The following is an 8,707-nucleotide window of genomic DNA, read 5'->3' as shown; positions in this document are numbered from 1 at the left end:
CTTTTCTGATCTCATTTTTATCTCCTCCAATTATTGAAATAGGTGTGAAGCCATTTTAGGGCTTTCCCGCCTTGATTACCCTTTAGCAAAGACGGGCGGGACTGTCAACGGCGGCGCATGAAATGCGCCGTTCATCTTGACCGTTGACTGGCTCGGCTGGCTTTGCTATTTTCTCGATGAAAAACAATTTATTCGTATTTATTTCCATCATTGTCATAGTAAGCCACATGAATGGAATACTCTTTTTCTGGGTTTTTAATTGAGATAATATCCATATCATCTGTGTTGTATCTCAATGTATCTTGCACTTGTCCATTTATTGTATAAGTGATTTCAGCATACTCTGTTTTAGCACCATTAAACCAAATTAAATCATACCATTCTCCGTTTATTGCAACGCCACCGACAATAATCTCATCACTATTTCGGTTTGTTGATGTACTAAATTTGTAGTCTCCATTTCCTGTTGGTTCAAAGATAGCAAGTGTAGATTTATTATCTGTACTGTATGCTCCACTCACGATATAACCGCCAAGTTCCAGTTCTTTTGCGATAGTCCATTCATTCCCTTTTGAAATTGCGGTGTTCAATATGCTTTCTCTGCTGGTAATGGTATCTCCTTTGGGAGTTAGAATAACTACTAAAGGCGTTTTTGGAACTACGGTAGAAAAACCTAAAGTTGCAGTTTGTCCAAAATGTGGCGAAGTTTCCTTATATATTGAAAATTTTAAATCAATAAAATAAATGATTAAAATCTGCATATAGACTGAGGGTTTATTGTTTGCTAACGTCCGAGCGGATATTGAAGAATTTATGAATAGTACATACCCAGAGATGCAAGCAAATTTCAAAAGGTATTTTGGAAATAGACATTTTACGCCGAAAAAATATGTTTATATCACTACGAAAAAGCAAAAATTAAATTTCTTAAAAGAATAAGGGGGGGCTATGGATAAGCAATTATGGGTATTATGTCCTATTTGCAATAATAAGACACGAACTAAAGTGCGAGAAGATACAGAACTGATAAATTTTCCTTTGTTCTGTCCGAAGTGCAAAACGGAAACTTTAATCAATATAAAGCATGGAAAAGTAACTATTATCAAAGAGCCAGACGCAAAGACGCAGAGCCGATAATTTGTAGGTTATTATGACTTATAGATTGTTGGCTCTTATTTGTTACCTGCGGAGCAGATCAGCAAATAGATAATGCAGAATAGCAAAAAGGGAAAACAAGAAGCTGATTACTTCTTGCTCTCCCTGCTGTTCAAGATACCGTCAATCGTACCTTGAATGATTTTTAATTCGTTATCACTCAATAAATCAAGAGAGGTTTCTATCTGACGGCGAGCTGTACTTTTTACGACGTTCTCTGCTGGATAGAAATATTCATCGACCGATATATTGAACATGGTAACTAAATCATGGAATAATTGAAAACTAGGGTGTGAACCAACATTTTCAATATCTGCGATATGGCGTTCTCCATAGAACACTTTATCGCCTAAATCATTACGAGAAAGCCCTGCTCTCTCACGGGCTTCTCTGATTGCCAGTCCTAAAGGTCTGAAATCAAAAGTTTGTGTTTCTTTTGCTTTTCTCATTTTAAATCACCTAGCATGAGTTTATACTTCATGCTGTATATTTAGAATGTGTTAAAATTGAGCGAATCATTCAATTAGAAAACGAAAAAGAATAGAATCACAAATCACAAGTGATTAATCACAAATCACTTGTGATTTGTGATTGTTGATGATAAAATAAGAGTAAGAAGAAATAGAAAGAAGTGAGTGGTTGTGGGAAATTTAGGCGCACAAAAAGCAAAACGAAATGATACACCAATCAGTGCAAAAAAAGATATTATGGGGGATAAGACGGTTCGTGTTCGTGCTGACTTGCACCATATTATAAAAATCGAAACAGCAAAGAATGGCGGAAACGTAAAAGAAGTTATGGATAAAGCCTTAGAAGAATATATTCGGAAATATTTACCTGACAAACTTTAAAAGGAGTGAAAATGAAATGGCAGTTACTTATGAAAAAACATTTGAAATAGAGATCATTAACGAATTATCGGCAAGCGTTTATAATCGAGTATTAAACTATGTTTTGAATCATGAATTAAATAAAAATGACTCTCAATTATTGGAAGTCAATTTATTAAACCAATTAAAGCTTGCAAAACGTGTAAATCTTTTTGATTATTCTTTAGAAGAATTACAAGCCGTTCATGAGTATTGGCGGTCAATGAATCGCTATTCAAAACAAGTTTTGAATAAAGAGAAAGTGGCTTAATATGGCAAATATAGTCAATTTTACTGACAAACAATTTGAAAATCGCTTAAATGATAATTTAGAAGAATTGGTTCAAGGAAAAAAAGCGGTTGAATCGCCAACCGCTTTTTTACTTGGTGGGCAACCAGGGTCAGGGAAAACGAGTTTGCGAAGAAGATGATTGAGCAGGCAGGAACAAAGTGATAAATTCAAATTGTGAGGGAAAATATAGATGAATCAAGGAAGAATTATTGTGATTACAGGCTCACCGGGGACAGGAAAAACAACAACTGCGTCAATTGTCGCAAAGGAATCAGATATGGATAAATCAGTGCATATGCACACCGATGACTTTTTTCATTACTTAAGCAAAGGCGCAATACCACCACATTTGCCAGAATCCAACAAGCAAAATCTGGTTGTCATTGAAGCCTTTTTAGAGGCTGCAAAGCGATATGCTCGTGGCGGATATGATGTAATTGTAGATGGGATTGTCGGGCCATGGTTTTTGGAGCCATGGAAAGCTCTTGCCCAAGAAGATTACGAGGTACACTATATTGTATTAAGAGCGAGTATGGAAATAAGACTTAGAAGCAAACTTAAGAGTGTGTTGATAGTGCAGTATCTTAAAATTTTGTATAATAGGAATTGAAGTTAAATTAGATGCTAAAAATTTGTAATTAAGAAGGAGTGATTACATGAACAAAAATATAAAATATTCTCAAAACTTTTTAACGAGTGAAAAAGTACTCAACCAAATAATAAAACAATTGAATTTAAAAGAAACCGATACCGTTTACGAAATTGGAACAGGTAAAGGGCATTTAACGACGAAACTGGCTAAAATAAGTAAACAGGTAACGTCTATTGAATTAGACAGTCATCTATTCAACTTATCGTCAGAAAAATTAAAACTGAATACTCGTGTCACTTTAATTCACCAAGATATTCTACAGTTTCAATTCCCTAACAAACAGAGGTATAAAATTGTTGGGAGTATTCCTTACCATTTAAGCACACAAATTATTAAAAAAGTGGTTTTTGAAAGCCATGCGTCTGACATCTATCTGATTGTTGAAGAAGGGATTCTACAAGCGTACCTTGGATATTCACCGAACACTAGGGTTGCTCTTGCACACTCAAGTCTCGATTCAGCAATTGCTTAAGCTGCCAGCGGAATGCTTTCATCCTAAACCAAAAGTAAACAGTGTCTTAATAAAACTTACCCGCCATACCACAGATGTTCCAGATAAATATTGGAAGCTATATACGTACTTTGTTTCAAAATGGGTCAATCGAGAATATCGTCAACTGTTTACTAAAAATCAGTTTCATCAAGCAATGAAACACGCCAAAGTAAACAATTTAAGTACCGTTACTTATGAGCAAGTATTGTCTATTTTTAATAGTTATCTATTATTTAACGGGAGGAAATAATTCTATGAGTCGCTTTTGTAAATTTGGAAAGTTACACGTTACTAAAGGGAATGTAGATAAATTATTAGGTATACTACTGACAGCTTCCAAGGAGCTAAAGAGGTCCCTAGCGCCTACGGGGAATTTGTATCGATAAGGGGTACAAATTCCCACTAAGCGCTCGGGACCCCTTGTAGGAAAATGTCCTAAGTGTGGCAACAATATTGTATTAAAAAAATCGTTTTATGGTTGTTCAAATTATCCTGAATGTACCTTCACTTTAGCTGAACATTTTAGAAAGAAAAAACTCACCAAAACAAATGTAAAAGAATTACTAGAGGGAAAAGAAACCCTGGTAAAAGGAATCAAAACGAAAGATAGAAAGTCCTACAATGCCGTTGTAAAAATCGGAGAAAAGGGATATATTGATTTTATCTCTTTTTCAAAATAAGCATAAAAGCCCTTTAAAGAGGGCTTTTATATATTAATCACAAATCACTTATCACAAATCACAAGTGATTAATCACAAATCACTTGTGATTTGTGATTCCTAATGATACAATATTACTATACAAAAAAAGAATGGGGCGTAGTTATGGAGAAGGAAGAACTCAAAATACTTGAAGAATTAAGACGTATTTTAAACAGTAAAAATGAAGCGATTGTTATCTTAAACAATTATTTTAAAGGTGGTGTTGGAAAGTCAAAATTATCGACTATGTTTGCTTACTTGACAGACAAATTTAAACTAAAGAAATATAAAAAAGCGGCAGCAACGCAAATAACAGTCGCTGAAATTATCAGTAACCACTTTTTCATAACCAATACCTCCATATAATCTGATTTATTATTCTCTTACTTGCGTCCCCGCTGCGGCTTTGGATTTTTCAGCAAATCCGATTTCTGTGCAATCTTTTTCAACCACTTCTTTTCTTCCTCTGACAGTTTCCCATAGTTCAGCTTGAACCGCTTACAGATAAATGCCATAGCCGCCTGCTCCGGGTCGCTGTCCTCTCTGGTGGTTTCCTCTGCGGTCTGCAAAAAATCTTCCAGAGGATTGTCCTCCGGGACGCTGAAAAAATCGTCCTTGTGGGCTTCCCGCAGGTCGAAGGCTATCTTGTTTATGTCCTGCTGTATCACATAGCGGCAAAAGCTGTCATCGTCAATATGGGCGGCGATAAGCTGTCGCAGCTGTGGGTCAGTCAAGCCGGGATTGTGTTGTTTCATAATCGTTGCACTCACAGCGTCCACAATGGCGTTTGCGCTCTGCACCTGCTTTCCCGCTACGCCGTTCACATAGATTTCAAGGTCGGCCATGAGCCGGGGAAAATCCGGGTGGGTCGCCAGTTCACACAAGAGGGAATTGTCCACCCGCCCGCTTTTCAATAGTTCAATCATATCGTCGCTCAAACGCAGGTCTGCAAGATCGGCGTTTGGGTGATTTTTTGTTTGGGAACGGCCCAGCAGATAATCAACAGTCACTTCGTAAAACTTTGCTAACTCAATAAGGGCATAGTGGCTGATGTCCTTATACTCGTCCGCTTCATAGCTGCCAAGCGCAGATTTGGAGAGGTGCGTCTGTTCCGCAAGCTGTTCCAGCGTCAAGCCACGCTCCACACGCAGGTCTTTTAGTCGTTCTTGAATAGTTAGGGCCATACTCTCCCCCCCTCTGTCCTCTGTTCTAAAATATCATCCAATCTTACCACGACTTTTTGATTTCTCTTAATAAAGCAACCGTAATATCTTTGGCAATACTTGATGCTTTTGCACAGTTTCCGTCAAAATTATCAACTCCGCTGTGTTTTTCAGTATCGGTCACACACCGAATGGCGATAAACGGTATGTCATTTGCATAGCAGACATGAGCGATACTGGCAGTTTCCATGTCAACCGTCAAGGGAGCAAATTCATCGTTTATTTTTTGCCGGCTCTCATCGGTTATAAACGATTCTCCCGTTACCATACGGCCCCAAACTACCTTTCCAGAAGTTGAAAGCTTGTCAACAGCAGACTTTGACATATCTATCAGCTTTGGGTCTGCCACAAAAAACACAGAATTCATCCACGGATGAAATTCCGTTAAAATGTCTGGCGCTACATCGTGGTAACAAACTTCTGTGGAGATAACTGTATCGAATATTTCAAGTTCTGGCTCCATACCGCCCGCTGTCCCTGAATTGATAATTATATCCACGCAAAATACATCTATCAAAAGCTGAGCGGCTATGGCGGCATTTACTTTGCACACGCCGGAAAACAGGGCGACAACTTCTACACTATCAATCTGTCCAGCATGGAATTTCAGCATAGCTTTTTCCGTTATCTTACAGTTGCTTATCAAGGGCAAAAATGGGGCGAGTTCTTCGTCACCCGCACATAAAATTCCGATTTTCATAGATTATTGTCCTCCTATGGCTTGAAAGCCAATTTTTATGTTTATTTTACCATAATTCCGAGAGCACGGAAATAGCCTGTTTTTTAAGCCGATTTCCTACCTTTCGGATATACGGGACGGGCGGTCATTTAGGTGTAGACTTAGGGTAGTTCATCGATGGACAGCACCTTGAAAACAGAATGACCGTCCAAAAAGGAATACCCCGGCTGGGGAAGCACTGCAAGGAGCCAGCTTCTGGACACTTTGTCCAGAGGTCACTTCGGGACAAGTTGTCCCGAAGTTGCGGGGAGCGTGCCTCGTCGCCGCAAGCTGCGTATCATTCGCTTCCGCCAGAGGGCGAAAGCTCACTCGCTCCGCTGCGGCTCCTCTCCCCACAAAGTCTGACGACTTTGCGGGGGCCCCTGTTGGGAACACGCCGCAGGCATGGGGCAAGAAACCTTTTCGGGGAGAACGGCAACGGAAAGCAAAATGGAGGGAACGCATGAGAGATAACCCCTATAAAGACTTGCCGCCGCTGGAACGCAGGCCGGACGGTTCCCTTTACCGCATGACACCGGCGCAAAGGAAACAGGCGGCCAGCCTGATACGCCAGGAGTGCTGTTGCTGTGAGGACGGCAACTGCATTGTCCTTGATGATGGGGACACCTGCACCTGCCCGCAGACAGTTTCTTTCTCGGTCTGCTGTAAGTGGTTCCGCTGGGCGGTCTTGCCGCTGGACGGGACGCTGGAAGCGGAGATTTTCCGGGATAAGGACTTGAAACGCTGTGTGGTCTGCGGCGGTGTGTTCGTCCCCAAATCCAACCGGGCAAAATACTGCCCCGGCTGTGCCGCCAGAGTTCACAGGCGGCAGAAAACAGAAAGTGAACGGAAAAGGAGGTCTGCTGTGGACAGTTAGGAGCGAAAAAAGCCTTGATTTATTAGGCTCCGCAAGCCCCAAACCGGGGCAGGTGGTATAAAGTATCGCCCGCCCCGGAAAACGGGCTTCTAACCGTCCACAAAACACGATATGACAAACACGATTTACATTCATCAGCCGGAAAAGGCGTTCAGCTTCACCCGGCTCCCGAATTTTCTCTTTGAAGCCCCCACATTCAAGCCCCTGTCTAACGAGGCAAAGGTTCTGTACACCTTTATCCTGCGCCGGACAGAGTTATCCCGCAAGAATGGGTGGGCGGATGACTGCGGACGGATTTTCCTGTATTACCCTATCTGCGAAGTGGTTGACCTGCTCCACTGTGGGCGGCAGAAAGCGGTGAACACCCTGCGGGAACTGCAATACGCCGGACTGGTGGAGATCCAGAAGCAGGGCTGTGGAAAACCCAACCGCATTTTTCCAAAATCCTATGAAGCGGTTCCAAACACCGACTTCAAGAAATCCCGTTCTGGTACGCCGGAGGACTGAAAACCGTACCCTTGAAGTACGGAAACCGCCCCCCTAAAGTACGAAAACCGGACGGTATATAGAAATACAAAGATTAAAATGATTTATTTATATCCATTCCATTCCTATCGTATCAGAGATAATTCTGGCAGGATTTTCCCTGTGGAAAACCCAGGATAGGAAAGGAATGGGGAAAGGAGCAGAATGGCACAACACGCAATTTTGCGGTTTGAGAAGCACAAGGGCAACCCGGCAAGGCCGCTGGAAGCCCATCACGAAAGGCAGAAAGAACAATACGCCAGTAACCCCGACATTGACACAAGCCGGAGCAAATACAATTTCCATATCGTCAAGCCGGAGGGACGCTATTACCACTTCATTCAGAGCCGTATCGAGCAGGCCGGATGCCGAACCCGCAAGGACAGCACACGGTTTGTCGATACGCTGATAACCGCCAGCCCGGAGTTTTTCAAGGGGAAATCTCCAAAGGAGATACAGGCGTTCTTCCAAAGGGCGGCAGATTTCCTCATTGGCCGGGTAGGACGGGAAAATATCGTGTCGGCGGTGGTACACATGGACGAGAAAACGCCCCACCTGCATTTGACCTTTGTTCCGCTGACAAAGGACAACCGCCTGTGTGCAAAGGAGATTATCGGCAACCGGGCAAACCTGACGAAGTGGCAGGACGATTTTCACGCCTATATGGTGGTGAAATATCCCGACTTGGAGCGTGGGGAGAGTGCCAGCAAGACAGGCCGGAAGCATATCCCCACCCGGCTTTTCAAACAGGCGGTTTCCCTCTCCAAACAGGCCAGAGCCATTGAAGCCGCCCTTGACGGCATTAACCCGCTGAACGCCGGAAAGAAAAAAGAGGAAGCCCTCTTCATGCTGAAAAAGTGGTTCCCGCAGATGGAGAACTTCTCCGGGCAGTTGAAAAAGTACAAGGTCACAATCAATGACCTGCTGGAAGAAAACAAAAAGCTGGAAGCAAGGGCAAAGGCCAGTGAGCAAGGCAAGATGAAAGACCGCATGGAACGGGCAACGCTGGAAAGCGAATTACACAATCTCCGCAATTTCGTTGACCGTATCCCGCCGGAAGTGCTGGCGCAGGTGAAACGGCAACAGCGGCACACAGTAAAGGAAAGGTGATAGATATAAGCAGAAATTTTCGCCGCCCCTGTGCGGCATTGTACCTTGAAAACTGAATATGGAGGACACTGGATGGCAAAAAGCGAAAGCGA

General features: G+C 42.2%; 12 protein-coding genes and 2 pseudogenes. 10 read left to right on the top strand and 4 right to left on the bottom strand.

Features of this window, described 5'->3' with window-relative positions; translation table 11 throughout:
• Positions 1 to 188 precede the first annotated feature (188 nt).
• Positions 189 to 761, bottom strand: a complete 573-nt coding sequence (locus H8S34_RS14695; protein WP_243208048.1) for a hypothetical protein — start codon at positions 759 to 761, stop codon at positions 189 to 191.
• A gap of 187 nt (positions 762 to 948) precedes the next feature.
• Between H8S34_RS14695 and H8S34_RS14690 the strand changes: the two genes are divergently transcribed.
• Positions 949 to 1,137, top strand: a complete 189-nt coding sequence (locus H8S34_RS14690; protein ID WP_009269672.1) for a cysteine-rich KTR domain-containing protein — start codon at positions 949 to 951, stop codon at positions 1,135 to 1,137.
• Between the two features lie 107 nt (positions 1,138 to 1,244).
• On the opposite strand, the gene H8S34_RS14685 is transcribed toward H8S34_RS14690, so the two are convergent.
• Positions 1,245 to 1,604 (bottom strand): helix-turn-helix transcriptional regulator, encoded by a 360-nt coding sequence (locus tag H8S34_RS14685; protein WP_003423065.1) that lies wholly within the window; start codon positions 1,602 to 1,604, stop codon positions 1,245 to 1,247.
• 186 nt (positions 1,605 to 1,790) lie between these two features.
• Here H8S34_RS14685 and H8S34_RS14680 point away from each other — a divergent pair, with 186 nt between their 5' ends.
• The 6 genes and pseudogenes from H8S34_RS14680 (at position 1,791) to H8S34_RS15520 (ending at position 4,528) form a co-directional block, all read left to right on the top strand.
• Positions 1,791 to 2,006, top strand: a complete 216-nt coding sequence (locus H8S34_RS14680) for a peptide-binding protein (protein WP_002321610.1) — start codon at positions 1,791 to 1,793, stop codon at positions 2,004 to 2,006.
• A 16-nt stretch (positions 2,007 to 2,022) separates the two neighbouring features.
• Positions 2,023 to 2,295 (top strand): antitoxin, encoded by a 273-nt coding sequence (locus H8S34_RS14675; RefSeq protein WP_000301765.1) that lies wholly within the window; start codon positions 2,023 to 2,025, stop codon positions 2,293 to 2,295.
• A 1-nt stretch (position 2,296) separates the two neighbouring features.
• Positions 2,297 to 2,926: pseudogene (locus tag H8S34_RS15495) on the top strand (P-loop nucleotide/nucleoside kinase family protein).
• Between the two features lie 46 nt (positions 2,927 to 2,972).
• Positions 2,973 to 3,711: pseudogene (erm(B), locus tag H8S34_RS14660) on the top strand (23S rRNA (adenine(2058)-N(6))-methyltransferase Erm(B)).
• A 145-nt stretch (positions 3,712 to 3,856) separates the two neighbouring features.
• Positions 3,857 to 4,141, top strand: a complete 285-nt coding sequence (locus tag H8S34_RS14655) for a topoisomerase C-terminal repeat-containing protein (protein WP_073459356.1) — start codon at positions 3,857 to 3,859, stop codon at positions 4,139 to 4,141.
• A 144-nt stretch (positions 4,142 to 4,285) separates the two neighbouring features.
• Positions 4,286 to 4,528 (top strand): hypothetical protein, encoded by a 243-nt coding sequence (locus H8S34_RS15520; protein ID WP_436277858.1) that lies wholly within the window; start codon positions 4,286 to 4,288, stop codon positions 4,526 to 4,528.
• Positions 4,529 to 4,545: 17 nt separating this feature from the next.
• On the opposite strand, the gene H8S34_RS14645 is transcribed toward H8S34_RS15520, so the two are convergent.
• Both H8S34_RS14645 and mtnN read right to left on the bottom strand, forming a co-directional pair.
• Positions 4,546 to 5,346, bottom strand: coding sequence for a helix-turn-helix domain-containing protein (locus H8S34_RS14645; protein ID WP_186964401.1), 801 nt, complete (start codon positions 5,344 to 5,346; stop codon positions 4,546 to 4,548).
• A gap of 43 nt (positions 5,347 to 5,389) precedes the next feature.
• Complete coding sequence (gene mtnN / locus H8S34_RS14640; RefSeq protein WP_008395978.1) at positions 5,390 to 6,085, bottom strand: 5'-methylthioadenosine/S-adenosylhomocysteine nucleosidase; 696 nt, start codon at positions 6,083 to 6,085, stop codon at positions 5,390 to 5,392.
• Positions 6,086 to 6,566: 481 nt separating this feature from the next.
• Here mtnN and H8S34_RS14635 point away from each other — a divergent pair, with 481 nt between their 5' ends.
• The 3 genes from H8S34_RS14635 (at position 6,567) to mobV (ending at position 8,615) form a co-directional block, all read left to right on the top strand.
• On the top strand, positions 6,567 to 6,980 hold the full coding sequence (locus H8S34_RS14635) for a cysteine-rich VLP domain-containing protein (RefSeq protein WP_044930679.1): 414 nt from the start codon (positions 6,567 to 6,569) through the stop codon (positions 6,978 to 6,980).
• Between the two features lie 111 nt (positions 6,981 to 7,091).
• A complete protein-coding gene (locus H8S34_RS14630; protein ID WP_008395976.1) occupies positions 7,092 to 7,487 on the top strand; it encodes a replication initiator protein A in 396 nt (131 codons plus the stop codon).
• A 183-nt stretch (positions 7,488 to 7,670) separates the two neighbouring features.
• Positions 7,671 to 8,615, top strand: a complete 945-nt coding sequence (gene mobV, locus H8S34_RS14625) for a MobV family relaxase (RefSeq protein ID WP_008395975.1) — start codon at positions 7,671 to 7,673, stop codon at positions 8,613 to 8,615.
• The last annotated feature ends 92 nt before the right edge of the window (positions 8,616 to 8,707 follow it).

The sequence above is a fragment of the Pseudoflavonifractor hominis genome (assembly GCF_014288125.1).
Taxonomy (GTDB): domain Bacteria; phylum Bacillota; class Clostridia; order Oscillospirales; family Oscillospiraceae; genus Pseudoflavonifractor_A; species Pseudoflavonifractor_A gallinarum.
Note: the sequence above shows the minus strand (reverse complement) of the source record. Positions and strands in the feature narration are given on the sequence as shown.